At 63.0% G+C, this 24,816-nt stretch carries 22 protein-coding genes; 11 read left to right on the top strand and 11 right to left on the bottom strand.

What is annotated here, in order from left to right:
- Positions 1–166: 166 nt before the first annotated feature.
- The 5 genes from E6B08_RS06515 to E6B08_RS06540 all read right to left on the bottom strand — a co-directional run bounded on the left by E6B08_RS06515 (position 167) and on the right by E6B08_RS06540 (position 5,155).
- Complete coding sequence (locus tag E6B08_RS06515) at positions 167–868, bottom strand: ABC transporter ATP-binding protein (protein ID WP_136913277.1); 702 nt, start codon at positions 866–868, stop codon at positions 167–169.
- Positions 869–1,636 (bottom strand): high-affinity branched-chain amino acid ABC transporter ATP-binding protein LivG, encoded by a 768-nt coding sequence (livG, locus tag E6B08_RS06520; protein WP_136913278.1) that lies wholly within the window; start codon positions 1,634–1,636, stop codon positions 869–871.
- Positions 1,633–2,889 (bottom strand): high-affinity branched-chain amino acid ABC transporter permease LivM, encoded by a 1,257-nt coding sequence (locus tag E6B08_RS06525; protein WP_136913279.1) that lies wholly within the window; start codon positions 2,887–2,889, stop codon positions 1,633–1,635. Before E6B08_RS06525 ends, livG begins: the two co-directional genes overlap by 4 nt.
- Entirely contained in the window at positions 2,886–3,809 is a 924-nt protein-coding gene (gene livH / locus E6B08_RS06530) for a high-affinity branched-chain amino acid ABC transporter permease LivH (RefSeq protein ID WP_023379080.1), read from the bottom strand. Before livH ends, E6B08_RS06525 begins: the two co-directional genes overlap by 4 nt.
- Positions 3,810–4,039: 230 nt before the next feature.
- Entirely contained in the window at positions 4,040–5,155 is a 1,116-nt protein-coding gene (locus tag E6B08_RS06540; protein ID WP_136913280.1) for a branched-chain amino acid ABC transporter substrate-binding protein, read from the bottom strand.
- 357 nt (positions 5,156–5,512) lie between these two features.
- Here E6B08_RS06540 and E6B08_RS06550 point away from each other — a divergent pair, with 357 nt between their 5' ends.
- Entirely contained in the window at positions 5,513–5,815 is a 303-nt protein-coding gene (locus E6B08_RS06550; RefSeq protein ID WP_136913281.1) for a DUF2288 domain-containing protein, read from the top strand.
- A 190-nt stretch (positions 5,816–6,005) separates the two neighbouring features.
- On the opposite strand, the gene E6B08_RS06555 is transcribed toward E6B08_RS06550, so the two are convergent.
- Entirely contained in the window at positions 6,006–8,189 is a 2,184-nt protein-coding gene (locus E6B08_RS06555; protein ID WP_136913282.1) for a hypothetical protein, read from the bottom strand.
- 196 nt (positions 8,190–8,385) lie between these two features.
- Between E6B08_RS06555 and E6B08_RS06560 the strand changes: the two genes are divergently transcribed.
- Entirely contained in the window at positions 8,386–9,273 is an 888-nt protein-coding gene (locus E6B08_RS06560) for an NAD(P)-dependent oxidoreductase (RefSeq protein WP_136913283.1), read from the top strand.
- Here E6B08_RS06560 and E6B08_RS06565 read toward each other — a convergent pair.
- Both E6B08_RS06565 and rapA read right to left on the bottom strand, forming a co-directional pair.
- A complete protein-coding gene (locus E6B08_RS06565) occupies positions 9,173–11,437 on the bottom strand; it encodes a putative bifunctional diguanylate cyclase/phosphodiesterase (protein ID WP_136913284.1) in 2,265 nt (754 codons plus the stop codon). The genes E6B08_RS06560 and E6B08_RS06565 overlap by 101 nt on opposite strands.
- Positions 11,438–11,613: 176 nt before the next feature.
- A complete protein-coding gene (rapA, locus tag E6B08_RS06570; protein WP_136913285.1) occupies positions 11,614–14,460 on the bottom strand; it encodes an RNA polymerase-associated protein RapA in 2,847 nt (948 codons plus the stop codon).
- 130 nt (positions 14,461–14,590) lie between these two features.
- On the opposite strand from rapA, the gene E6B08_RS06575 reads away from it, so the two are divergent.
- The 7 genes from E6B08_RS06575 (at position 14,591) to E6B08_RS06595 (ending at position 19,442) form a co-directional block, all read left to right on the top strand.
- Complete coding sequence (locus E6B08_RS06575; protein ID WP_136913286.1) at positions 14,591–15,286, top strand: M949_RS01915 family surface polysaccharide biosynthesis protein; 696 nt, start codon at positions 14,591–14,593, stop codon at positions 15,284–15,286.
- 100 nt (positions 15,287–15,386) lie between these two features.
- Complete coding sequence (locus tag E6B08_RS06580) at positions 15,387–15,716, top strand: aspartate-semialdehyde dehydrogenase (protein WP_136913287.1); 330 nt, start codon at positions 15,387–15,389, stop codon at positions 15,714–15,716.
- A 67-nt stretch (positions 15,717–15,783) separates the two neighbouring features.
- Positions 15,784–15,945: a hypothetical protein gene (locus tag E6B08_RS30785; protein WP_192938625.1), complete on the top strand. Its 162-nt coding sequence runs from the start codon at positions 15,784–15,786 to the stop codon at positions 15,943–15,945.
- A gap of 134 nt (positions 15,946–16,079) precedes the next feature.
- The gene (gene ccoM / locus E6B08_RS31380; RefSeq protein ID WP_322349406.1) at positions 16,080–16,196 is read left to right on the top strand and encodes a cytochrome c oxidase subunit CcoM; all 117 of its coding nucleotides are present in this window, start codon (positions 16,080–16,082) and stop codon (positions 16,194–16,196) included.
- 183 nt (positions 16,197–16,379) lie between these two features.
- Complete coding sequence (locus E6B08_RS06585) at positions 16,380–18,368, top strand: FUSC family protein (RefSeq protein ID WP_136913288.1); 1,989 nt, start codon at positions 16,380–16,382, stop codon at positions 18,366–18,368.
- The gene (locus E6B08_RS06590; RefSeq protein WP_136913289.1) at positions 18,355–18,561 is read left to right on the top strand and encodes a DUF1656 domain-containing protein; all 207 of its coding nucleotides are present in this window, start codon (positions 18,355–18,357) and stop codon (positions 18,559–18,561) included. Before E6B08_RS06585 ends, E6B08_RS06590 begins: the two co-directional genes overlap by 14 nt.
- Positions 18,562–18,572: 11 nt before the next feature.
- Positions 18,573–19,442, top strand: a complete 870-nt coding sequence (locus tag E6B08_RS06595) for an HlyD family secretion protein (protein ID WP_136913290.1) — start codon at positions 18,573–18,575, stop codon at positions 19,440–19,442.
- A gap of 16 nt (positions 19,443–19,458) precedes the next feature.
- Here E6B08_RS06595 and E6B08_RS06600 read toward each other — a convergent pair whose 3' ends face one another.
- A complete protein-coding gene (locus E6B08_RS06600) occupies positions 19,459–20,673 on the bottom strand; it encodes a GAF domain-containing sensor histidine kinase (RefSeq protein ID WP_136913291.1) in 1,215 nt (404 codons plus the stop codon).
- Between the two features lie 185 nt (positions 20,674–20,858).
- On the opposite strand from E6B08_RS06600, the gene E6B08_RS06605 reads away from it, so the two are divergent.
- The gene (locus E6B08_RS06605; RefSeq protein WP_136913292.1) at positions 20,859–21,179 is read left to right on the top strand and encodes a DUF2025 family protein; all 321 of its coding nucleotides are present in this window, start codon (positions 20,859–20,861) and stop codon (positions 21,177–21,179) included.
- Between the two features lie 15 nt (positions 21,180–21,194).
- Here E6B08_RS06605 and E6B08_RS06610 read toward each other — a convergent pair whose 3' ends face one another.
- The gene (locus tag E6B08_RS06610; RefSeq protein WP_136917339.1) at positions 21,195–22,268 is read right to left on the bottom strand and encodes a diguanylate cyclase; all 1,074 of its coding nucleotides are present in this window, start codon (positions 22,266–22,268) and stop codon (positions 21,195–21,197) included.
- A gap of 130 nt (positions 22,269–22,398) precedes the next feature.
- Between E6B08_RS06610 and E6B08_RS06615 the strand changes: the two genes are divergently transcribed.
- Positions 22,399–23,493, top strand: coding sequence for an MBL fold metallo-hydrolase (locus E6B08_RS06615; RefSeq protein ID WP_136917340.1), 1,095 nt, complete (start codon positions 22,399–22,401; stop codon positions 23,491–23,493).
- A 4-nt stretch (positions 23,494–23,497) separates the two neighbouring features.
- On the opposite strand, the gene E6B08_RS06620 is transcribed toward E6B08_RS06615, so the two are convergent.
- Positions 23,498–24,373 carry a formate/nitrite transporter family protein gene (locus E6B08_RS06620; protein ID WP_136913293.1) on the bottom strand — a complete coding sequence of 292 codons (876 nt, stop codon included), beginning with the start codon at positions 24,371–24,373 and terminating at the stop codon, positions 23,498–23,500.
- Between the last annotated feature and the right edge of the window lie 443 nt (positions 24,374–24,816).

Raw genomic sequence — 24,816 nt, forward strand, 5'->3', positions numbered from 1 at the left:
GGTGCGGATCACAAGTTCTCGGTTGCCTGTACCGGCCCCATCGCCGGCAAGCCGGCTCCTACAGGTCCGAAGCAATCGCGGTAGGAGCCGGCTTGCCGGCGATGGGGCCGGTACAGGCAACCCAAAACCCCCAGGCAGAAAAAAAGGCCCGAAGGCCTTTTCTCCATCAACCACCCAGGTACGCGTCGCGCACCTTCGGGTCGGTCAGCAAGGCCTCGCCAGTGCCTTGCATCACCACCTTGCCGTTCTCCAGCACATAGGCCCGGTCGGCGATCTTCAACGCCTGGTTGGCGTTCTGCTCCACCAGGAACACCGTCACGCCATCGCGGCGCAACTGTTCGATGATGTCGAAGATCTGCTGGATGATGATCGGCGCCAGGCCCAGCGACGGCTCGTCGAGCAGCAGCAGCTTGGGCTTGCTCATCAGTGCGCGGCCGATGGCCAGCATCTGTTGCTCGCCGCCGGACATGGTGCCGCCACGCTGGACGAAACGTTCCTTCAGCCGTGGGAACAGTTGCAGGACCTTGTCCAGTTGCTCCTGATAGTCGCCCTTGTCGGTAAAGAACCCGCCCATGGCCAGGTTCTCCTCGACGGTCAGGCGGGCGAACACGCGGCGGCCCTCGGGGACCACGGCGATGCTCTTGCGCATGATGTGCGAGGAGGGCTGGCCGACCAGTTCCTCACCCAGGTACTTGATGCTGCCGCTGTGCGCCTGCGGCGAGCCGCAGAGGGTCATCAGCAGGGTCGACTTGCCGGCGCCGTTGGCACCGATCAGGGTGACGATCTCGCCCTGGTTGATCTCCACGTTGACGCTGTGCAGCGCCTGGATCTTGCCGTAGAAAGTGGAAACGTTCTCGAACTTCAGCATTTACGCTTCCCCCAGGTAGGCCTTGATCACATCAGGATTGTCGCGAATCTGCTCCGGCGTGCCGTCGGCCAGGGGGGTGCCCTGGTTGATGACGACGATATGGTCGGAAATGCTCATCACCAGTTTCATGTCGTGCTCGATCAGCAGCACGGTCACGTCATGGGATTCGCGCAGATAGGCGATCAATGCCTTGAGGTCTTCGGTCTCTCTTGGGTTCAGGCCCGCTGCCGGTTCGTCGAGCATGATGATGCGCGGCTGGGTCATCATGCAGCGGGCGATTTCCAGGCGGCGTTGCTGGCCATAGGCGAGGGTGCCTGCGGTGCGGTTGGCGAACTCGGTCAGGTTGACCTTATCCAGCCAGTACTGTGCCCGCTCCATGGCCTCTTTCTCGCTGCGGCGGAAGCTGGGCGTCTTGAACAGGCCGGCGAAGAAGTTGGTGTTCAGGTGGCGGTGTTGGGCGATCAGCAGGTTTTCCAGTGCCGTCATTTCCTTGAACAGGCGCACGTTCTGGAAGGTGCGCACCACGCCTTTGCGGGCGATCTGGTGGCCGGCCAGGCCCTGGATCGGCTGGCCATCGAGCAGGATGGTGCCGCCGCTGGGCTTGTAGAAACCGGTCAGGCAGTTGAACACCGTGGTCTTGCCGGCGCCGTTCGGGCCGATCAGTGCCACCACCTGTTTTTCCTTGACGGTCAGGCCCACGCCGTTGACCGCCAACAAGCCGCCGAAGCGCATGCTCAGGCCGCTGACTTGCAGAATTTCGCGGCTCATCGACGCAGCTCCATATGGGGACGTTGCATAGGCAGCAGGCCTTGCGGACGCCAGATCATCATCAACACCATCAGCGCACCGAACATCAGCATCCGGTATTCGCTGAACTCACGCATCAGCTCCGGCAGCAGGATCATCACGATGGCCGCGAGAATCACGCCCAGTTGCGAGCCCATGCCGCCAAGCACGACGATGGCGAGGATGATCGCCGACTCGATGAAGGTGAACGACTCCGGCGTCACCAGGCCCTGGCGCGCGGCGAAGAAGCTGCCGGCGAAACCGGCGAAGCAGGCGCCGAGGGTAAAGGCCGAGAGCTTGATCACGGTGGGGTTCAGGCCCAATGCGCGGCAGGCGATCTCGTCCTCGCGCAGGGCTTCCCAGGCGCGGCCGATCGGCATGCGCAGCAGCCGGTTGATCACGAACAGCGCCAGCAGGGCCAGCAGCAGGGCCACCAGGTAGAGGAAGATGACCTTGTTGATCGAGTTGTATTGCAGCCCGAAGAACTCATGGAAGGTCTGCATCCCCTCGGCGGCGCGGCGCTCGAAGGTCAGGCCGAAGAACTCCGGCTTGGGGATGTTGCTGATGCCGTTGGGGCCGCCGGTCCAGTCGGTGAGGTTGCGCAGGAACAAGCGGATGATCTCGCCGAAGCCGAGGGTCACGATCGCCAAATAGTCACCGCGCAGGCGCAGCACCGGGAAGCCGAGCAGGAAGCCGAAGGTGGCGGCCATCAGGCCGGCGATCGGCAGGCAGACCCAGAAGCTCCAGCCCAGGTAGTGCGAGAGCATCGCGTAGCTGTACGCACCCACGGCGTAGAAGCCGACGTAACCCAGGTCGAGCAGGCCAGCGAGGCCAACCACGATGTTCAAGCCAAGGCCCAGCAGCACGTAGATCAGGATCAACGTGGCGATGTCGACCGCCCCGCGCGAGCCGAAGAACGGCCACACCAGTGCCGCGACGATCAGGCCCATGATCACGTAGCGCTGGGTCTTGGGCAGGGTCAGGTAGTTGCTCACGGCCGGTGGGATCAGCTTGCGGTCCGAGCGACGGCCCATGACCGCGCTCCATTGCCGGTCGAACAGCACGCGCAGGAACATCAGCAGCGAGCAGACGGCGATGATGCCGATGGTGAACGATCCTTGGCTGTGGACCACCAGGCTGATGCCGTCGATGCTGAGCTTCAGGCCCAGCACCGGGAATGCCACGGCCCAGACCAGCAAGGCGCTGAAGAACGCCTGTTTGAGATTTCTGTTCATACTTTTTCAACCTCCGGACGGCCCAGGATGCCGGTCGGCCGGAACAGCAGGACAAGAACCAAAAGACCGAAGGCCACCACATCCTTGTACTGGTCGCCGAAGATATCGGCGCCGAACGCTTCGGCCACGCCCAGCACCAGGCCGCCGAGCATGGCGCCCGGAATGCTGCCGATGCCGCCCAATACCGCTGCGGTGAAGGCCTTGAGGCCCACCAGGAAGCCGGCGTTGGGGTTGATCACCCCGTACTGCATGCTCAGCAGCACGGCTGCTACCGCCGCCAGGGCGGCGCCGATGACGAAGGTCAGGGCGATGATGTTGTTGGTGTTGATGCCCAGCAGGTTGGCCATCTTGATGTCCTCGGCGCAGGCGCGGCAGGCGCGCCCCAGGCGGGAACGGGAGATGAACAGGGTCAGGCAGGTCATGGCCACCAGGGTGACCACGAACACCAGGATCTGCATGTAGGAAACCAGTACCTCCTCCGCGCCGCCCGGGCCGAAGGAGAAGCTCCCAGGGATCAGGTTGGGGATGGACTTGTCCTTGGAATCCTGGGAAAGCAAAACGGTGTTTTGCAGGAATATCGACATGCCGATGGCGGAAATCAGCGGGATCAGACGGTTGCTGTTACGCAGGGGCCGGTAGGCAACCCGTTCGATGCTGTAGCCGTAGGCACTGGTAACGAAGATCGTCGCGACGAACGCGACGGTCATCAGGATCGGCAACGAATGGATGCCCATCATGGCCAGGCCGGCGAGGGCGATGAAGGCCACGTAGGAACCGATCATGTACACCTCGCCGTGGGCGAAGTTGATCATGCCGATGATGCCGTACACCATCGTGTAGCCGATGGCGATCAAGGCGTAGGTGCTGCCGATGGTCAATCCATTAACCAGTTGTTGGAAGAAATGGTAGATCTCAGGCATTACAGCGCTCCTAAAAACCTGATTTGCATTTCACTGGCGGGGGGTGACCCCTGTGGGCTGCCTCGTGGTCTTTGCAACGATGGCAGGGCACGGCCAGGAAACCGCGGGTGACGGTTTTAAGATTTTCAGGTGAACCGGCTCCCGGATCGCGGGAATCTGGTCCATGAACCTCGTAAAACAAAGCCCACTGCTCGCACAGTGGGCTTCTCGGTCAGCTATTAGTCACGCAGTTACTGAGGGGATACTTCGGTCTTCGGCTTGCCGAAGTGCCATTCGTAGACCACGAACTTGAAGTCCTTCAGGTCGCCTTTCTCGTCGTACGACAGGGTGCCGGTCGGGGTCTTGAAGGAGCCGGCGTGGATAGCCTCGGCCACCTTCTCGGTGTCCTCGGACTTGGCCGCTTCGATACCTTTGGCGATCAGCTCCACGGCCGAGTACGCCGGGAACACGAACGGGCCGCTAGGGTCCTTGCCATCGGCCTTGATGGCATCGACGATGGCCTTGTTCTCCGGGTCGGCGTCGAACGACTTCGGCAGGGTGACCAGCAGGCCTTCGGAGGCGTTCTGGGCGATCTGCGAGATCGAGTCGTTACCCACGCCCTCTGGGCCCATGAACTTGGCCTTCAGGCCTTTTTCCTGGGCTTGGCGCAGGATCAGGCCCAGCTCTGGGTGGTAGCCACCGTAGTAGACGAAGTCGACGTTGTTCTGCTTGAGCTTCTGGATGATCGAGGAGAAGTCCTTGTCACCGGCGTTCAGGCCTTCGAACACGGCAACCTTGGTGCCTTTCTGCTCGAGGGTCTGCTTGACCGCGGTGGCGATGCCTTCACCGTACTGCTGCTTGTCGTGCAGGACCGCGACGACTTTCGGCTTGACGTGGTCGGCGATGTAGTTGCCGGCCGCTGGGCCCTGGGCGCTGTCCAGACCGATGGTGCGGAAGATCAGCTTGTAGCCACGGGCGGTGATTTCCGGCGAGGTGGCGGCCGGGGTGATCATGATTACGCCTTCGTCTTCGTAGATGTCGGACGCTGGCTGGGTGGAGCTGGAGCACAGGTGGCCGATGACGAACTTGACGCCGTCGTTGACCACTTTGTTGGCGACCGCCACGGCCTGTTTAGGGTCGCAGGCGTCGTCGTATTCCTTGGCTTCGAGCATTTTGCCATCCACGCCGCCCTTGGCGTTGATGTCCTTGATGGCCTGCTTGGCGCCGATGAACTGCATGTCGCCGTATTGGGTGACCGGACCGGTTTTCGGACCGGCGATACCGATCTTGATGGTATCGGCGGCAAATGCCTGGCTGGCAACGCCGGCCAGTGCCATCGCGGCGAACAGCTTGGAAATCTTGATCATAATGCTCCACTCATTCTGTTGTAATTCTTAGAGTCCTGGCGGCCAGGTCTACAGACCGGTCGGGCTTGGGCAATGGCCACGCCATGCCACTTGCTCGACTCCCCGGAAAATCTCCCGGAACTGTACCGGTACAGTGTAGAGCCCTCGTCGAGCGCTTGAAAAGCGGGCTAAAAGTGCCAAGGTCCGGGCTTGTCGCTTGGTCGACACAAAGATATGAAAAGGCGCCATCAATTTGCCTTTACTCATCGCTGTGGCCTGGGATTTCAGGGCCAATCGACCAAATTACGTATTTGAAACCGGGTTTTTCTGCAAAAATGCCGGCCTTTTTAATTGGCCGAATTCTGCGGTAGATAACCCATGACTGATCAAACAAGCACCCTCTATGCCAAATTGCTCGGCGAGACGGCGACCATCGAGTGGAAAGCGTTGGAGCGCTTCTGGGCCAAAGGTGACCTGATTTGGGTCGACCCGTCCCTCGACCTGATTACCGTAGCCGAGGCGATGGCCGAGAATCGCAGCGAGATCTTCGCCAAGTGGCGCAGTGATGGCACCGTCGGGCCGGTGTCGGCCGAACAAGCGCTCGACCTGCAAACCCGCGATCCAGAGATATGGGCAGTGGTTGTTTCGCCGTTCATCGTGATCCAGGCGAAGGGCGACTGAATCGCTGGAGCGTTGATGGTGCGCGAAATCGCGCACGCGCCCCGTTTAGGTGCTTGCTCGCGCTCAGACGGGGTAGAGGTCGGTAACAATTCGGCGTGGCGGTAACAGTTTACGGGATGCGTAATGAAAGCTGCCTCGCGGCCCCTCGCGCCAAAGTGCCGCGAAGGGCTTGGAGACGGCCCAATCAAGGTCAGTAGTCGACCCGCCCGGTGTGGTTGTTCAGGGAAATCACCCGGGTCTTGCCGATGCGATGACGGAAGATCTCGCGCAGGTACTTCACCGCCTTCTTCACGCATTCGCGCGACAGGCGGATATCGTTGATCGACACGAAGCGGCTCTTGTCGTTGATCAACTCGCGGTACTTCTTCTCGTACATCGGCTTGATTGCATACCAGTTGGTATCGAGGATCTTCGCCGGGTTCTCGAACTCGTTGAGCAGGTCGTCGATGCGAGCTTCATCGAAGTGCTCGCTGGTGATGAACTCGAGAATGGCGTTGTCCAGGGTGTCATCGAAACGGTAGGGCGTGCGTGCGAAGCAGCGCTTGATGAACGCCACGATCAGCGTCAGGAAGTCGTCCGACAGGCACGGGCTCTTGGCGATCAGCGTTGTCAGCGAAAGATTCGCCGAGGCGCCGATGACCAGCGCGTAGCGCTTGAGCGTGGTGTTGGGGAACAGGCTGTTGAGGTGCGTCTTCAACCGGTTCAGGTCCATGTACGACAGCTTGTAATCCTTGGGCAGCGAGACGATCGACACCACCGACGAGCAATTCTTGAAGAAATGCAGGTCGTGCAGGGCGGCAGCGTCATAGCCTGAGGCCTTGTACTGCTCCAGGGCTGCGCGGTAGCGACGCGACTCGATCGGCAGCAAACTGATGCCTTCGATTGCCTGGGTCTGCTTGTTGAAGTGCGGCAGATCGATCGAGCGCAGGAACAGGTCGTCGATGTCCAGGCGCGGCATCTCCCGCTCGAACACCTTGAACTTGTCCGAACCCTGGGCAGGAATCTCCGGCACCACCGACTCGGCATAGGCGATGGCCACCGGGCCGGCCAGGCTCATGAACAGGTCGTTGGCATCCAGGCGGATGGTTTCGCCGATATCGATGCCCGCACGCCGGAAGTAGTTCTGGTCGTAGTCGGTGGTTACCGCCTGGGCGGTGAGGATGTTGAAGATTTGCTGGGAAATGTACTGGTTGGCGTGCTTTTCCATGGCGTTGACGTCGATGTTATGGATCGTGCCGTCATCGCTTTCCTCGGCGTAGCGCATGATGTCGTTGGAGATGAGCATCATCGCGTTCCAAGGGCGGATGCGCCCCATGACACTGGCTTCACTGCTGTCTTCATTATCGAAGTTGTACGAGAAGTCCCATTCTTCCGAAAGGTATTTGCACAGCAACCGCCCGGCGTTGATGTGCAGCGCTTCGGACATTTCGCTGCGGTGGTCCGAGGCATTGGGCAGCACGCAGATACCACTGGTGAAGATCGGCTCGAACACGAACGAATGCCCGCTCTTGCCGTCGTTTTCCTCGGCCGGCTTGGTGTCGAAGGTCTTGTTCATGTAGGAATACTGCTGGGCCAGGCCGAATTCCGAGGCCATGCGCGAGCCGGTACCGCCGCCGGCACTGAAAATGTAGAAGTACAGGCGCGACTGGTTGGCCTTGATGCCGCAGGAGTCAATCAGGTACGAGTGGATCAGCTTCCAGTCGCTGCTGGAAAAGCGCTGGGTGTCCTTGTTGAGGATGATCTTGGCCAGGTACTGGCCGAGGATCGGCGCGTTACCGGCACCGCCGGCGTGCACCTCGGACAGGTCCATGATCTTCATCTTGCTGTAGTCGCGCAGGAAACCGCCGCGCTCACCCTTGCGCGAGAAACGGATGCGCCCGGCAATGTCCTTGTCCAGGTCGCCTAGCATCACCAGCGGTTCCACCAGGAACACCGGTTTGGCCGCCTTGTTCTGTACCAAACGCAGGTTCTGTCGGATCCAGCGCGCCGGGCTGTAGCCGGATTCGGCGCGGTTGCGGTCCTCGTTGTTGAACTCGTTGAGGAAGAAGGTGCGGGCGTTGTAGACCAGCTCGGCCACGTCCAGGGCGATGTTCGACCCGCAGCGGCCGAGGCCGATCAGGCATACCGAAGGGAACTGCTGTTCCAGTCGCAGCTGGTTTTCGTCCTCGATGTGCAGGTTCTGCGGGAACACCAGGTCGCGCAGGCCGTCGAGGTTGTCGAGGATGCGCTGGATATCCTGTTCGGTGAAGTACAGATACTGGCCAGGCTGGGTGGCACGTACCGGAAATGGGTCAGCAACGGCGCCGGCATTCGGCGAGGTGAACGCAATCGTCGACTCGGAGAGCGCATTGGCAGAAATGTTCTTAGAGGTCATAGTGCGCCATTTGCCTGGGTGGTTGGCTGTTGGACGGGATGTCATCTGGCCATCATTGGTAACGGGGCGACTTTATCAGTGCGCCTTTCACGGATGCGATAGGGGTTTGCCTGACTTCTTCTAAGTCTGTTTCCATCGCACCGGCATTGCATCGTCAAAAAACCGCGCTTCTTTAATCTTCTCTCTGGAGTCGTTCATGAGTACTGCATTGCCTTCGCTGGGGTTCGCTGGAATCGGCCTGATGGGCCTGCCGATGTGCCGGCGGCTGCTGGCGGCCGGTTACCCGCTCACCGTGTGGAACCGCAGCCCGCACAAATGCGCCGAGCTGGTGCAAGCCGGCGCACGCCTGGCCAGCAACCCGGCCGAACTGTGCCGTGACAGCGACATGGTATTGCTGTGCCTGGCGGATACGGCGGTGGTGCGGGACGTGGTGTTCGGTGAGCAGGGCATTGCCCAGGGCGGACGCAGCGGGCAGTTGCTGATCGATCTTTCCAGCCTGGAGCCTACCGCCACCCGTGAAATGGCCGCGGCGTTGGCCGCTCAGTGCGGCATCGCCTGGCTGGATGCGCCGGTGTCGGGCGGCACACCTGGGGCCGAAGCCGGCAGCCTGGCGATCATGGTCGGTGGCGAGGCTGGCGACCTTGCCCGGGCCCGCCCGGTACTGCAGGTGCTGGGGCAGCGCGTGACGCACATGGGCGCAGTGGGGGCGGGGCAGGTGACCAAGGCCTGCAACCAGATGATCGTGGCCTGCAACGCGCTGGTTATCGCCGAGGTGGTGGCGCTGGCGGAACGCTCAGGGGTGGATGCGAGCCTGCTCGCCGAGGCGTTGGCCGGTGGTTTTGCCGACTCAAAGCCCCTGCAGATACTCGCGCCGCAGATGGCCGAGAGCCGCTTCGAGCCGATCAAGTGGCATGTGCGCACACTGCTAAAGGACCTTGATGGCGCCGTGAAATATTCCCGGGAGCAAGGCTCGGCGACGCCGATCAGTGGCCTTGCCGCACAACTGATGCGCCTGCACGGTAGCCAGGGTTATCTGGAAAAAGACCCGGCGACTCTGGTGGCGCTTTATCGCGACCCGCAATGAACGAAGTTTGGTTGCGCTCCAGCGACTCGAGAATCGGCCGTAGCTCGGCGAACGGCAGTGGTCGGCTCAGCAGGTAGCCTTGCAGGTAGTCACAGCCGTGATCGGCGAGAAACGCGTGCTGCTCGATCGTCTCGATCCCTTCGCTGATCACCTTCAGGTGCAGGGTATGGGCCATGATGATGATAGCCTGGATGATCTCGCGGTCCTTCTGGTTGTCGGGTACGTCCTGCAGGAACGACCGATCGATCTTCAGTACGTCCAGTGGCAGGCGTTTGAGGTAGGCCAGTGACGAGTAACCGGTGCCGAAATCGTCGATCGACAGCGCCACGCCCAGGGTGCGGATACGCTTGAGCAAGTTGATCGTGCGCGCGATGTCGCCCATCAAAGCGTTTTCCGTGACCTCCAGTTCCAGATGCTGGGCGCCGAGGCCCGCGTGACGCAGCGCCATCTGGACTTCGCTGACCAATGCGTCGCGGCCCAGGGTCAGCGCCGAGCAATTTACCGTGACCTTGAGGTCGGTGTAGCCGTGGTGTACCAAGCGGGCCAGATCCTCGCAGGCGCGACGCAGCACCCAGAGGTCGAGGTCGGCGATAAGGCCATTGGCCTCGGCGATGCAGATGAACCGGTCGGGGCTCAGCATTCCATGTTGCGGGTGTTGCCAGCGCACCAGCGCCTCGAGCTTGGCCACCTGGCCAGTGGCTGCGTTATAGATTGGCTGGTAGTGCACGCACAGGCCACGCTCCTCGAGTAGCGCGACGCGTAGTTCCTCTTCCAGTTGCAGCTCCAGGGTGGCGCGGCTGCGCAGGCCGTTGTCGAAGAAGTTCAGGCTGTTGCGCCCAGCGCCCTTGGATTGGTAGAGCGCCAGGTCTGCATGCTTGAGTAGCTCGTTGGCGGTAACGCCATCTTCCGGGTAGACGCTGATGCCGATGCTGGTGGTCATCACCATGCGCCGGCCGCCCAGTTCGATGGGGTCCTTCATTCGCTGCATGATGCGTTGCGCCAGATGACGGGCTTCGTCTCGACTCTTGAGGCTGGTGACCACGCAGAACTCGTCGCCACCCAGGCGTGCCACCAGGTCCTGGCTACGCGTGGCCGCCTGGATGTGGTCGGCGATCACCTTGAGCAGTTCGTCTCCGGCTGCGTGGCCGAGGCTGTCGTTGATGCGCTTGAAGTGATCGATGTCGAGAAACATCACGGCCATGCGATGGCCGTCGACGGACTGTTCGGCGAGACGCTCGGCGAACACCTGGTTGAACCCGCGGCGGTTCAGCAGGTTGGTCAGGGCATCGTAGTGGGCGGCTTGCTGCAATTGGGCGCGGGCCAGGTCCAGCTGGTTGAGCAGCGTGTTTACCCGGCGCAGGTCGTGTTCCTTACTTTGCAGCTTCTTGTCGGCCAACGCCGCGCTGAGGCTGCTGGCGCTGATCAGCAAGGCGATGACGGCGATGGTCAAGCCCAACTGCACGCGGTTGTCGCCTGAAACCAGGCTGAGCGGGGTGTCATCCGGCAGTACCAGGGTCATGGCCGACATGCCGGTGAAGTGGGTGGCGACGATGCCGCAGGCCATCAGCACGCTGGCACCGAGTCTGAGCGACAGGTGCTTGCTGCCGCTGCCTTTGCTCAGGCCATGCGCCAGCAGCAGCGCGGCAAGGCTGGTGAGGATGGCGATGGTGACGCAGACGAGCAGCAGGCCGCTCTGGTAGTACTGGTGGGCGCCGGTTTGCAGCGCAGCCATGCCGACGAAGTGCATGGACACGATACCCAGGCCGATGAGCACCGCACCTTGGAGGTAATGGCGTGGCCGCATGTGCTGGCGGTCCAGGCTGCTCATCGCAAGCCAGGCGGCGACCAGCGCGATCAGCAGGGAAAGGCCGGTCAGCGAGACGTCGTAATGGATTTCCAGCGGTGCCTGGAAGGCCAGCATGCTGATGAAATGCATGGCCCAGATGCCACCGGCCAGGCAGCAGGCGCCCAATAGCCGCCAGCGGCGATGGGCCATGGGGTCTTCGCCGTGGGAGAGACGTTCGACCATGTCGAGGGTCGCGAAGCAGGCCGCGATGGCCACGCCGAAAGCCACGACCAGGAGCACCGGTTCGTGGCGGCAATCGAGGATCAGCCGACCGCTGGCCGGGAGTTCAGTGAACAGGTGCAGCCCCAGCCATTCCATTGGTTGCCTCTTCGTCGCGGATGCATGACGGTTGCAGAAGCAGTATAGAAAGGCTGGCCTGACCTCGACACACTAATGGCACATTGCTTTATGGTATTTGGTTATTGATATGCTATTCAAGCGTTCTAACCAAGCCGTGCCCCCATGCCCCGTGCCTGGGAATGGAGGCAGGGACCTCAGCCTGCGACCAGCACGCGAATCGCCTCCAGGCGCAGCGCGGCCTTTTCCAACATCGCCAGGCCCTCTTCGCGCTGCTTGCGCAGGGCGTCGATTTCGCTGTCGCGCACGCTCGGGTTGACTGCCTTGAGCGCCGTCAGGCGCGCCAGTTCTTCGTCGGCTTCGGCGGCCAGGCGGCGCTGGGCTTCGGCGACGCGCTCGACATGGGTCGGCATGATCTTCGCCTCACCGCCGCTGATGCGCTTGGCCAATACGTCGCGCTGGGCTTGGACGAACTTGTTGGCACTGGCCCGCGGTACGCTTTCGAGTTGATCGTTGAGCGTTTCGAAGGCCACTCGCGAAGCGAGGTCATTGCCGTTGGCGTCGAGCAGGCAGCGCAGCGCGGCAGGCGGCAGGTAACGGCCCAACTGCAGGCTGCGCGGCGCCACCACCTCGCTGACGAACAGCAGTTCGAGCAGCACGGTGCCGGGCTTGAGGGCTTTGTTCTTGATCAGCGCCACCGCGGTGTTGCCCATCGAGCCGGACAGCACCAAGTCCATGCCGCCCTGCACCATCGGGTGCTCCCAGGTCAGGAATTGCATGTCTTCGCGCGACAGGGCCTGGCCACGGTCGTAGGTGATGGTCACGCCTTCGTCGTCGCCCAGGGGGAAGCTGGCATCGAGCATCTTCTCGCTTGGCTTGAGGATCAGGGCGTTTTCCGAGTGGTCTTCGCTGTCGATACCGAAGGCGTCGAACAAGGTTTCCATGTAGATCGGCAGGGCGAACTGATCGTCCTGCTCGAGGATCGCCTCGACCAATGCCTGGCCTTCACCGGCGCCACCGGAGTTGAGCTCCAGCAGGCGGTCGCGACCGCTGTGCAGTTCGGCTTCCAGGCGTTCGCGCTCGCCGCGGGCTTGCGCAACGAGGGCGTCCCAGGCCTTGCCGTCACCGCCTTCGAGCATCGGCAGCAGGCGCGGGCCGAACTGATGTTGCAGGGCGTTGCCGGTCGGGCAGGTATTGAGGAAGGCGTTGAGGCCTTGGTGGTACCACTGGAACAGGCGCTCCTGCGGGCTGTCCTGCAGGTAGGGCACGTGCAGTTCGATGGTGTGCTTCTGGCCGATGCGGTCGAGGCGGCCGATACGCTGCTCGAGCAGGTCGGGGTGGGCCGGCAGGTCGAACATCACCAGGTGATGGGCGAACTGGAAGTTGCGGCCTTCACTGCCGATTTCCGAGCAGATCAGCACCTGGGCGCCAAACTCCTCGTCGGCGAAGTAGGCGGCAGCGCGGTCGCGCTCAAGGATGCTCATGCCTTCGTGGAAGACCGTGGCGGGGATGCCCGAACGTACGCGCAGGGCGTCCTCGAGGTCCATCGCGGTCTCGGCGTGGGCGCAGATCACCAGGACCTTGGTGCGCTTGAGCATCTTCAGGGTGTCGATCAGCCAGTCGACGCGTGGGTCGAAACGCCACCAGCGCTCTTCGTCGCTGCTCTCGCCCTGGGCCTGGAAGGCAACTTCCGGGTACAGCTCGGCATGCTCGCCGGCAGGCAGGTCGCGATACGCCTCTGGATTGGCCAGCGGGTAGGGGTGCAGGTTGCGCTCCGGGAAGCCCTGGACCGCCGCGCGGGTGTTGCGGAACAGTACGCGGCCGGTGCCATGGCGGTCGAGCAGTTCACGGACCAGGCGGGCACTGGCCTGGCTGTCGCCGTCGCTGACCGCAGCCAGCAGGGCCTCGCCTTCGGCGCCCAGGAAGCCCTGGATGGTCGCGTGCGCGGTGGGTGACAGGCGGCCCTCGTCGAGCAGCTCCTGCACGGCTTCTGCCACCGGGCGATAGTGCTCGCTCTCGGCGCGGAATGCCGCCAGGTCGTGGAAGCGGTTGGGGTCGAGCAGGCGCAGGCGAGCGAAGTGGCTGTCCTGTCCGAGCTGCTCGGGGGTGGCGGTGAGCAGCAGCACGCCAGGGATGACCTCGGCCAGTTGCTCGACCAGGGCGTATTCGGCGCTGGCTTGCTCCTCGTGCCATACCAGGTGGTGGGCTTCGTCGACCACCATCAAGTCCCAGCCAGCGGCGAACAGTGCGTCCTGGGCCTTGTCGTCGTCGACCAGCCATTCCAGGGCGACCAGGGCCAGCTGGGCATCCTCGAACGGGTTGCTGGCATCGCTCTCGATGAAACGTTCGGCATCGAACAGCGCAACCTGCAGGTTGAAGCGCCGGCGCATTTCCACCAGCCACTGGTGCTGGAGGTTTTCCGGTACCAGGATCAACACGCGGCTGGCGCGGCCAGAGAGCAACTGGCGGTGAATCACCAGGCCGGCCTCGATGGTCTTGCCCAGGCCCACTTCGTCGGCCAGCAGCACCCGCGGCGCGCTACGGTCGGCAACTTCACGGGCGATGTGCAGCTGGTGCGCGATCGGTTGCGCACGGCAACCGCCCAGGCCCCACAGCGACGACTGCATCTGCGTGCTGGTATGGTGCAGGGTGTTGTAGCGCAGCGAGAACCAGGACAGCGGGTCGATCTGCCCGGCGAACAGGCGATCGCTGGCCAGACGGAACTGAATGAAGTTCGACAGCTGGGTTTCGGGCAGCGTGCGTGGCTGGTTCTGGCCATCGAGGCCGTGGTAGACCATCAGGCCGTCGATATCCTCGACTTCGCGCACGGTCAGCTTCCAGCCTTCGAAGTGAGTGATCTGGTCACCTGGCGAGAAACGCACGCGGGTCAGCGGCGCATTGCGCAGGGAGTACTGGCGGGTGTCGCCCGTGGCTGGGTACAGCACGGTCAGCAAGCGGCCATCCTGGGCCAGGATGGTACCCAGGCCGAGCTCGGCTTCACTGTCGCTGATCCAGCGTTGCCCCGGTTGATACTGCTGCGCCATACTGGCTGAACTCCCGCGATGAAAAAGCCGGCTATGTTAACGGATCGGCCGGGCAGACCAAAGTGGTGAAGACCACAGTCTAGCTGTTTCATTGCGTCATATCGTCATGCCATGAGGGCTCAGTACCGCCATGCCGCTCAAGCACCGCTCGCTCAACCTCTGCCTGGGCCTGGGCAGTCTGCTGCTCCTGGCCGGATGCGAACAGAAGGAATTCGAGACCCTGGCGCCGATCCCGGTCGAGCAATTGGAGGTGCTCGGCGTGCAGACGCCTATAAAGAGTGTGCATTTCCGAGACCGCGACGGTGAGGCGGTGCTGGTGCTGAGCCGCGTCGACGGCCAGGCCGTCGACGGGCAGACCGAGCAGGAAGTCGACAAGGTGGTGCTCAAGGCCACGCTCTATGGGCGCAGCTCCGGCAACGATGCCTTCAAGGCGCGCTGGCAGGTCGAGCAGGAAACCACCTGCGCGGGCCTGGATCTGGACGTCGACTTCTACAGCGACGTCAGCGACGTGACCGATCTCAACAAGGACGGCGTGGCCGAGGTCACCGTGGCCAGCCACGCGTTCTGTGGCGGCGGCATCGACCCGCACGACATCGCCATCGAACTGCGCGAAGGCCAGGCTGCCTATACCATCACCGGCCAGTCGTTGATCACCCCGGCCGGCGAAGAGCCGATCGGCGGCGATCGCGAAGACAGCGCCTCGCTGAAGCAGGCTCCGCAGTATGTGCGCGATCACATGGACGAGGTCTGGCAGCAGGTCTACAAGCGTCCGTGGAGCGAGGCCAGCCCGGCCCCGGACGACGACCCCGACGACGAAGCCGAGTAGTTGCAAGTCAGCATGGGCGTGTGACCGCCCGCACATCCTCGTTCGCTCATGCTCAAGGCGAATGTGGGCCGGCCGACACAGTAGGCACAGGAGAACCATCATGCTGCCGCCGATCATCCCGCTCAGTGCCGTGCCCGTTACCTCTCAGCAAGATCCGGTCAAGCCCACCCCGGATATCAAGCCGGTAGTGCCTGCGCAGCCGTCCTCGGGTGAAACCGCCATCGACCTGAAACACCAGCGCGACCCGCAGGAGCAGGCCCTGCTGCTGCGCGACGAGCAGCGCCGGCAGCAGCGCCGCAACGCCAAGGCCGATGAGGACCGCTACAGCGCGGTGCCTGGGGACGAGGTCAACGCCGACAATACCGTGCCGGTGGCCCCGCTGATGGGCGAGCATGCGCGTCAGGGCTTGTTGGTCGACATCGAAGTCTGAGGCGGGGCTGGTCACCGCCGCCGCCTGGCTTCATCATGCAAGTCTCTGCAGATCGTCGAGCCCACCCATGAGCCAAGAAAACCTCATCGACTTCGATGCCGAACGCGCCAAGCGCATCCACGACCTCAAGGAAAAACGCCTCAACGAGGTGCGCCAGGCCTTCGAGCAGGCGATGCCGCTCGGCACATCGAAGAAAAAGAAACCCAAGGGCAAGCCCAAGAAGCGCTGAACCTTGACGCAGGTCAACCCTGCGCCCGCCTCGCGTGCCCGGCCCCGGGCACCATTGACCCTGGTCAATTTTCCTGCCCGTGTTATTCGATACCTTGCACCCATCGGACAACGGCACACGAACGGGAGGCCAACATGTTCTTCGACAATGTGGTTATCGCTGGCGTGGTAACGGTCGGGTTGATGTTGGTGTTCTTTGCCGGTCTGGGACTTTTCATCTGGAAGGACGCGAACAGGCGCAAACCGCGCTGACCTTTCAGGTTCACGAGCACGCAAGGCATTTAGGGCGACTTCGAGTCGCCCATTTTTTTTGCCTGAAATTGCATTCAAGCAGTGGTCGGTCTCTTAGATGATTAGCTAGCTAATTAATTGCTGGCGCAGTATCCTTGCCGCATTGACTATCGTGTAGCTAACTCCCCGCTCAAGGTACGGTTCGTGCCCATCACTTTTCAGGCCCTTTTCGCGCCAACGCCTCTTGCCCTGAAGTTCGCCATCAAGACCTTGCTTGGCGGCGGCCTGGCGTTGTGGCTGGCGATGCGCTGGGGCCTGGAGCAACCGTCCTGGGCCTTGATGACCGCGTTCATCGTTGCCCAGCCGTTGTCTGGCATGGTGGTGCAGAAGGGCCTGGCGCGACTGGCCGGGACCCTGGTCGGTACCGTCATGTCGGTGGTGTTCATCGCCTTGTTCGCCCAGACGCCGGGCCTGTTCCTGATCGCCCTGGCGCTGTGGCTGGCGTTGAGCACGGCAGCTTCCACCCAACTGCGCAGTGCCTGGGCCTACGCTTTCGTCCTGGCCGGCTACACCGCCGCGATCATTGCCTTGCCTTCGGTCGATCACCCGCTGCGGGTCTTCGACCAGGCGGTGGCGCGGTGCACCGAGATCTGCCTGGGCATCTTCTGCGCCACCGCCACCAGTGCCTTGCTTTGGCCGTTGCGGGTCGAGCAGCAGTTGTCGGGCCAGGCGCGCCAGGCGTGGCAGTGTGGATTGCAGGCCGCCAGCGCCATGCTCGGCGGCGAGGATGAGGCGCGCAAGGGATTGCTGGAAATACTCGGGCGTGTGGTGGCCATCGATACCCAGCGCGAAAACGCCTGGTTCGAAGGCCGTCGTGGCCGTCAGCGGGCCAAGGCCATTCGCGGCCTGAGCCAGAAACTGATGGTCCTGCTGCGTATTTCCCGTTCGGTGCGACGCCAGTGGCGGCAACTCGACGAAAGCGAGGCGCAGCGACTGGCGCCCTGGCTTACAGAGGTGCGCGCGCTGCTGGACAAGCCCGATCAACCCAGCCTGCTGCTGTTGCGCCAGCGTATCTGGGACGCCGCCCAGGACGAGCGGATCAGCTCCGTCGAGCATTACTGCCTGGCCCGGACGGCGCTGCTGCTGGATTACGCCATGGCCGCGACGCAGGCGCTGGACGACGTCGAGGCGGGCAGGGCGCCGACCGATGGCGGCCAGGGCCTGGCCGTGCACCGTGATCTGCCCCTGGCGCTGCTGTTCGGCTCGCGCAGCGCCTTGGCCTTTCTGGTGATGAGCGCCTTCTGGCTGGCCACGGCATGGCCGTCGGCGCCGGGCGGGCTGGTGCTCACCTGCGTGGTCTGCAGTTTGTTCGCCAGCCGCGAGAACGGTGCGCAGATCGGCCTGAGCTTCCTGCGCGGCATCTTGCTGGCAATCCCCGCGGCTTTTCTGGTCGGGCAAATCCTGCTGCCTCAGTGGAGCAGCTTCGCCATGCTCTGCCTGGGCATGGGCGTGCCGCTGTTTCTCGGGGCGCTGGGCATGGCTCACCCGCGCACCGGCGCCACGGCGACTTCCTATTGCCTGCACTTCATCGTGTTGGTGGCGCCGCTCAATGCGATGCAGTTCGACGTCGCCAATATGCTCAACAGCGCCCAGGCCATGCTGCTGGGCGTCGGCGCCGCGGTGATGGCGTTCCGCCTGGTGGTGATCCGCCACCCGAAATGGCTCGGTCGGCGCCTGCGCGCCGCCACCCAGAGCGACCTGGTGCGCCTTACCCGGCGTGACCTGCGGGGTGCCGACAGCTGGTTTGGTGGGCGTATGGCCGACCGCCTGATGCAACTGGCCCGGCATGCCGGCGAGCTGCCGGAGACCGAACGCAAGCGCTGGGACGATGGCCTGCATGGCCTGGATATCGGCGACGAACTGGTGCACTTGCGCATGTGTCTGGCGGTCGCCCAAGCGCCGTTGGGCAATGCCGAGCGCGAATACCTGCGACAGGTCGAGCAGATTCTCGAGCAGGGGCCTGGCCCTGGGCGTGGCGAGCGACTCGATGCCGCCAGCGAACGCTTCATGGAAGTACTGCGCCTGCAGCCCGGCAGCGACCCGTTGCGCCTGGCCATGGGCGCGGTCCTGCAATTGCAGAAAAGTTGGCGCAAGTGGTGCCGCTGGCAGGAGGAAGCCCATGGGGTTGCGTGAGTGGGCGCTGGGCGGAGTGCTGCTCAGCCCGTTTCTGGTGTACGTGTTGATGGCCCTGGTGCTGACCGGGGTGCTGCGCCTGGTGGTCCAGGCGACCCCGTTGGGACGCTGGATCTGGCATGAAGCCCTGTTCGATGCGGCATTGTTCGTTTGTGTGTTGTTCCTGGTGGTACGTCTGCTGGGGCCCTTGTAAGGAGTAAGTCGATGCGTGCAGCCGTACGTACCCTGGTCACCCTGTGCGTGGTGGCCCTTGCCGTGTTCGCCGGCTACCAGCTCTGGCAGTACTACATGCTGACCCCATGGACGCGTGATGCGCGGGTGCGGGCCGATGTGGTGGTGATTGCTCCCGACGTGTCGGGTTGGGTGCGCGAACTGAACGTGCACGACAACCAGCAGGTCAAGGCAGGCGACCTGTTGATGAGCATCGATCGCGAGCGTTTCCAGGCCGCTTTCGACCAGGCCAAGGCGGTTGCCGAAACCCGTGCCCAGCAATTGCGCCTGCGCGAACGGGAAGCCGCGCGGCGGACCGCCCTGGGGCCTGAGGCGATCAGTGCCGAGTTGCGCGAGAACGCCCAGATCAATGCGGCCATCGCTCGCGGTGAACTGGATGAAGCCAAGGCGCTGTTGCAGGTGGCGCAGATCAACCTGCAGCGTAGCGAAGTGCGTGCGCCGCGCAACGGCCATGTCACCAACTTGCGCCTGGCCCAGGGCAACTACGTCAATACCGGCGAGTCGGTAATGGCGCTGGTCGATGACGCGACGTTCTATATCCAGGCCTACTTCGAGGAAACCAAACTGCCGCGCATTCGCGTGGGCGATACCGTCAAGGTGTGGCTGATGGGCGCGGGCGAGGCGATGCCTGGCCATGTGCAAAGCATCGGTCGAGGTATCACCGACAGCAACAGCAACCCCGACAGCCAATTGCTGCCAGAGGTCGAGCCGACCTTCAACTGGGTACGCCTGGCCCAGCGCATACCGGTACGTATCCGCCTCGACGAGGTGCCGGACGGCGTCACCTTGAGTGCCGGCATGACCGCCAGCGTGCAGGTGCACGACGACCAGCCCGAGCGCTGAGGCTCGGCCGGGGCGGTCAGGCGGCGCCGGTTCGGCGCGGCGAAGGGGGCAGGCGATTCATCGGCAGATGGAAGCTGAACAGGGTCCCGTCCGCCTCGTTTGACTGCACATCCATGCGTCCACCGTGGGATATGGCAATCTGGTCGGCGATGTACAGGCCCAGGCCAAGGCCCTGGCGCGGCGTGTCCGACACCGGTCTTGAGAACGGCTGGAACAGCTGCGCCAGGGTGTGCGCGGCAATCGGTTCACCACGATTGTGCACGCTGAGCACGAACTCATCGGCTTGGATTGCAGCGCAGACCGTCACCGGGCCGCCAGGCTCGCCATGGCTCAGGGCGTTGGCGATGAGGTTGGACAGCAACTGGGTCACGCGTTCACGGTCGCACAACAAACCGCCGATGTCGCCCAGTTCCAGGATGATCTGGCGGTCCGGGTGTACCCGCTGCAGCTCCGAGGCCACGTGCTTGATGCCTTCGGCAAGGTCAGGGCAGGGCTGCAGGTTCAAGGGGATGCCGTCGCCCAGTCGGCCACGGGCGAAGTCCAGCACGTCACGTACCAGTTGCGAGCCGCGCCGCCCGCAGGTGTGGATATGACGGGCGATGGCGCGGTTCTTGTCGTCCGGCAGGCGCTGGGCCAGTAGCTCGGCGCCTGCGGTGATGGCGAACAGCGGGTTACGCAGGTCGTGGCCGAGCACGGCGATGAACTGCTCGCGCAACTCGGCCATGGCACGCTCTTCACGCAGGGCCAGCTCGGTGCGCTGGGCGTTTTCCTCGCTTTCGATCTGCAGCGAGAGCAGGCGCGCGAACGACTCCATCATCGGCTGGATGGCGCTACCCTTGAGCGACGCCGGGGTGGGGTCGAGCGCGCAGATGGTGCCGAAGAAGCGGCCATCGGTGCGCAGTACCGGCACCGAGATATAGCTTTCGAAGCGGTAGATCCGTGGCGTGTGGTGCTGGCAGTACTCTTCGTCAGCGCTGGCCTTGTCGATCACGATGGTGCGCCGCGTGTGGTGCACTTCATGGCACAGCGTGCTCTGCACATCCAGCTCACCCCCTACGCCGAGGCCGAAGCCGAGGGTGTCGAGCACTGCGCAGGCGGTCCAACTGCTGTCGGTGACGCGGGCCACGGCGGCGAAACGCATGCCGGTGGTTTCGCAGATGACCTGGAGGATGGCGGGCACGGCCTTGATACGGCCGATGGTGGCGATATCGGAAATGATGGCGTCGGTCATGTACGGTCCCAATGTTGGCGACGAACGAGTTCGAAGTACCAGTCTAGCGGGCCTGGCGGGCCATGCTGGAAAACCTTGGCAAGCGGGTTGGTAGTTACGTTAGGCTTGTTCGGCGCGTTGCCCATCAGAGGCGACCGCTCACTGCCCGGCGTGCGTCACTTTCGATTTTATTGCGAGGTTACGCGATGGCCATTACATCCCAGGATATCTGCAGCGCTGCCGACCAGCTTCAAGGCTTCGTCGGTTTTCATGGCAAGCGTGGCGAGCATATCGTGCGCTTTTCGCAGGACTCGTTCGGCATGGACGTGGCCGACGACAGCATCACCCCTTGCAGCGAATTCGTCTGGCGGCCGGTTTCCGGGGTGCGCATGAGCTTGTGCCGAGAACGCCTGGCATTGCTGCTGGAGCAGCATGTGGACGACCGCCTGCATATTGGCGAGCCACTGCGCATCTATCTACAGCGCACCGACTTGCCGGAGATCGTCGCCGAGCGAAATCTGCGCTGACAGGTCGAGGGCCGTTCAGTCGGGGTAGGCCAGCCGCAACGGGCCTGCCTCGAGCTGGGCGAAGTTGACCTGGTCGCGCCCCTGGTGCTTGGCGGTGTACAGCGCCTGGTCCGCCTGCTCCAGCCAATGCTCCGGCGATTCGAGGTCGGCGTGGAAGGCCGACAGGCCGATGCTCAGGCTGATGCGCAGTTGCGGCAGCTGCGGGTTGCGATAGGCGGCCACCTGTTCGCGCAAGCGCTCCATGGCCTGGCACGCCTGGGCCTCGTTGGTGCCTGGCAGGATCACGCAGAATTCGTCGCCGCCGTAGCGTCCGGCCTGGTCGCCTTCACGCAGGTTATGCTTGAGTTCCTCACTCATCTGGCGTAGCACGCCGTCGCCGACCACATGGCCGAAGGTATCGTTGATGGTCTTGAAATGGTCGACGTCGATCAGCGCGATTACGGCGGGCAATTGCTGCTGTTGGCAGTCCTGGAACCTGAGCAGCAGCAGATCCTTCCAGGCGCCGTGGTTGAGTAGCCCGGTCAAGCTGTCGGTGAGGCTCAGGTCACGCAGCTTGCGCTTGTGCTCGGCCAACTTGAAGGCCAACTGGTAGCAGACCAGCCCCAATGCCAGGGGGTAGAGGGTCAGCATGGGCAAGCAGGCAAACACTTGCAAAGGGGTGGCATCGGGTTGCACGTGGAAGCCGAACAGCGCCATAGACAGCAGCATGCCTGCCACTTGTGCCAACGCGCCACACACCACCAGGCGCTTGCCGCCAGCAGCTACATTGTTCATGGTCATCATCGACAACACGGTCACGCTGGGCAGCGGGTTGAACTGCATGGTGGCGGTCCAGAACCCACCCAGCAGCGAATCGAGCACCAGGTTGCGTTGTTCCGCCTGGTAGGGCGTACGTGAACGCAGCGCCCAGTAGTAGGCCACATGGGGCCAGGCCAGGCCATTGAACAGCAGCAGCGCCCAGACCCAGGGCGGCGGCGACAGCGGTTGTACCGCAGCCATGACGCTGAGCAGGCCAATGCCCAGGCCGATGATGCGCGGCAGATAGATCCGCTTGACGAAAGAAAGTCCCTTGCCGGTTCGATTGTCCATCATGGTTGTCGTTCTTCTGCTGAGGCGCCGTTTATCGCATAACTCGCGTGAATATTGTTGAACACTGCTTCATGATCGAAAAATGACCTTGCAAGCCATTTCACGGTTGATGCGACCACTGTGGGGTAAGATGAAGGCTTTCCTGCTGATTGGAGTGCTGCTGCTCATGACGCCCATGGCTACCCCTGCCGGTGAGCCGGCTCCCCAGCGCGACGGACGCTTCCACAACCAGGTCGTGCAGCCGCGTGATGGTGTGCTGAAAAAGCTGCGTATCGGGCTCAAGTACCTGTTCCTGCGCAAACCCCCCGAAACCCGCCCCGCCACACCGATCCGCATGCAAGCCATGACCCGCCAGCAGGTGCTCGATGCACCCGACCACAGCCTCTGGCGGTTGGGCCATTCCACAGTATTGCTGAAGCTGCGCGGGCGCTTCTATATAACCGACCCGGTGTTCGCCGAACGCGCATCGCCAGTGCAGTGGACTGGCCCCTTGCGCTTCCATGCGCCGCCGCTGGCGTTGGAAGAACTGCCGCCGCTGGCTGCGGTGATCCTTTCCCATGACCATTATGATCATCTGGACGAGCAGGCAATCCGGCAGCTAGCCCCCAGGACCGAGCGCTTCCTGGCCCCGTTGGGCGTTGGGGACGTGCTGATCGGCTGGGGCGTTGCGGCCGAGAAGGTGACACAGCTCGACTGGTGGCAGGAAACCGAGGTCGACGGGGTACGTTTTGTCGCCACGCCGGCGCAGCATTTTTCTGGCCGTGGGCTGTTCGACAGCAACCGGACGTTGTGGGCATCGTGGGTCATCATCGACGAACACCTGCGTGTGTTCTTCAGTGGCGACACGGGGTATTTCGACGGGTTTCGTGAAATTGGCGAACGCTTAGGCCCCTTCGATCTCACCCTTATAGAGACCGGCGCCTACAACGTGGCCTGGCCGACCGTGCACATGCAGCCCGAGCAGAGCCTGCAAGCCCACCTTGACCTGCGCGGGCGCTGGCTGTTGCCGATCCACAACGGCACCTTCGACTTATCCATCCATGGCTGGCAGGAGCCGTTCGAACGGATCCTCGCCCTCAGCCAGGAGGCCCAGGTGCGGTTGTGCACACCGCAGATGGGCGAGCGGGTGAGCCTCGACTCGCCGCATGCGGGGCAGAACTGGTGGCAGCCCATGCCCCTGCGCCAGCGCGATCACGAGCGCGAACGCTCGGTGGCCGTGCGCTGAGGTATCAACCGTCGGCGCGCTTTTCTTCCTTTAATAGCTGCGAAGGTGGCTTGCCGCTGTCGCTGCGTACTTGCGCATGGCTGATCAACGCGAAGATGAAGCTGCCGCCAATGATATTGCCCAGCAGGGTCGGCAGGGCAAACTCCAGCCAGAAACGGCTCCAGGTTTCATCGCCGGCCCATACGAGGTAGGACACTTCCACCGAGCCTACGACGATATGGGTGAAGTCCCCGAGTGCCATCAAGTAAGTGATGGTCAGAATGATCCAGATCTTGGCGTGCTCCATCGATGGGATCATCCAGACCATGGTGGCGATCATCCAGCCTGAGACGATGCCCTTGGCGACCATCTGGCTGATGTCGTTGGTCATCACCTTGCGGCCGACTTCGAGGAAAGCGACATCGGTCTTGCTATCGAAGATCGGCAGCTCGAGCATCACCCAGGCGACCAGTAGGGTGCCCGCGAGGTTGCCCAGTAGCACCACGCTCCACAGACGCAGCAGGCGGCCCAGGTTGCGTAGGGTAGGGGCAGTCATCAGTGGTAGCACGGCAGTCAGGGTGTTTTCGGTGAACAGCTGTTGGCGTGCCAGGATGACGGCGAGAAAACCGACACTGTAGCCAAGGCTGGCGATGACCTGGGCGCCTGGACTTTCGGGCAGGCGAGCGTAGAGCAAACCCATGGCCATCAGCGACAAGCCCATGGTCAGCCCGGCGGCGAGGGCCGACCACCAGAGGGCGGCGACGGTTCGTTCCAGCTCCTGATCGCCCTGGCTGCGAATGATTTCGTGGAGCACGGCGGCCCTGGGCGGCTGGTTGTGGCTGACCTCCTGTTCCTCGTCTGGGGATAGGCCGGGGGTTTTCTCGTTCTGCGCATCGCTCATGGCCGTTACGCTCTGGTGGGGGTGGTTCTCTAACAGATCGAATGTGGCGGGAATAGTTGCGGGGTGGGGGAGGGGCGCTGTGGGTTTTGTGGTGAGGGGGTAAGGGGCTCGCCGTGGAGTTTGGGGTGAGGCGGGGAGGTGTACGCCATGGCTCTTGCAGCGGCGCGTAAATCGAGCGCCGCCCGCGCGGCGCATCGCGACGCAAGGCCGCTCCCACATTTGTTGCAACGTGCCACTTTCTGTCAGGCCATGGTTGTTCGCCTTTGGCGGCACCACGAAATATCGTGGTGCGCCCGGCGCCAAAACAAATATCGCCCCGGGCCCACCAGGCTGGCAACCATGCCCTACCAGACATAATTGGCCCGAAACAGATGTGGGAGCGGCCTTGCGTCGCAATGCGCCGCGCGGGCGGCGCTCGATCTCATGGGCGCTGAAGGTGTTGT

It is taken from the genome of Pseudomonas putida, from assembly GCF_005080685.1.
Lineage (GTDB): Bacteria > Pseudomonadota > Gammaproteobacteria > Pseudomonadales > Pseudomonadaceae > Aquipseudomonas > Aquipseudomonas putida_V.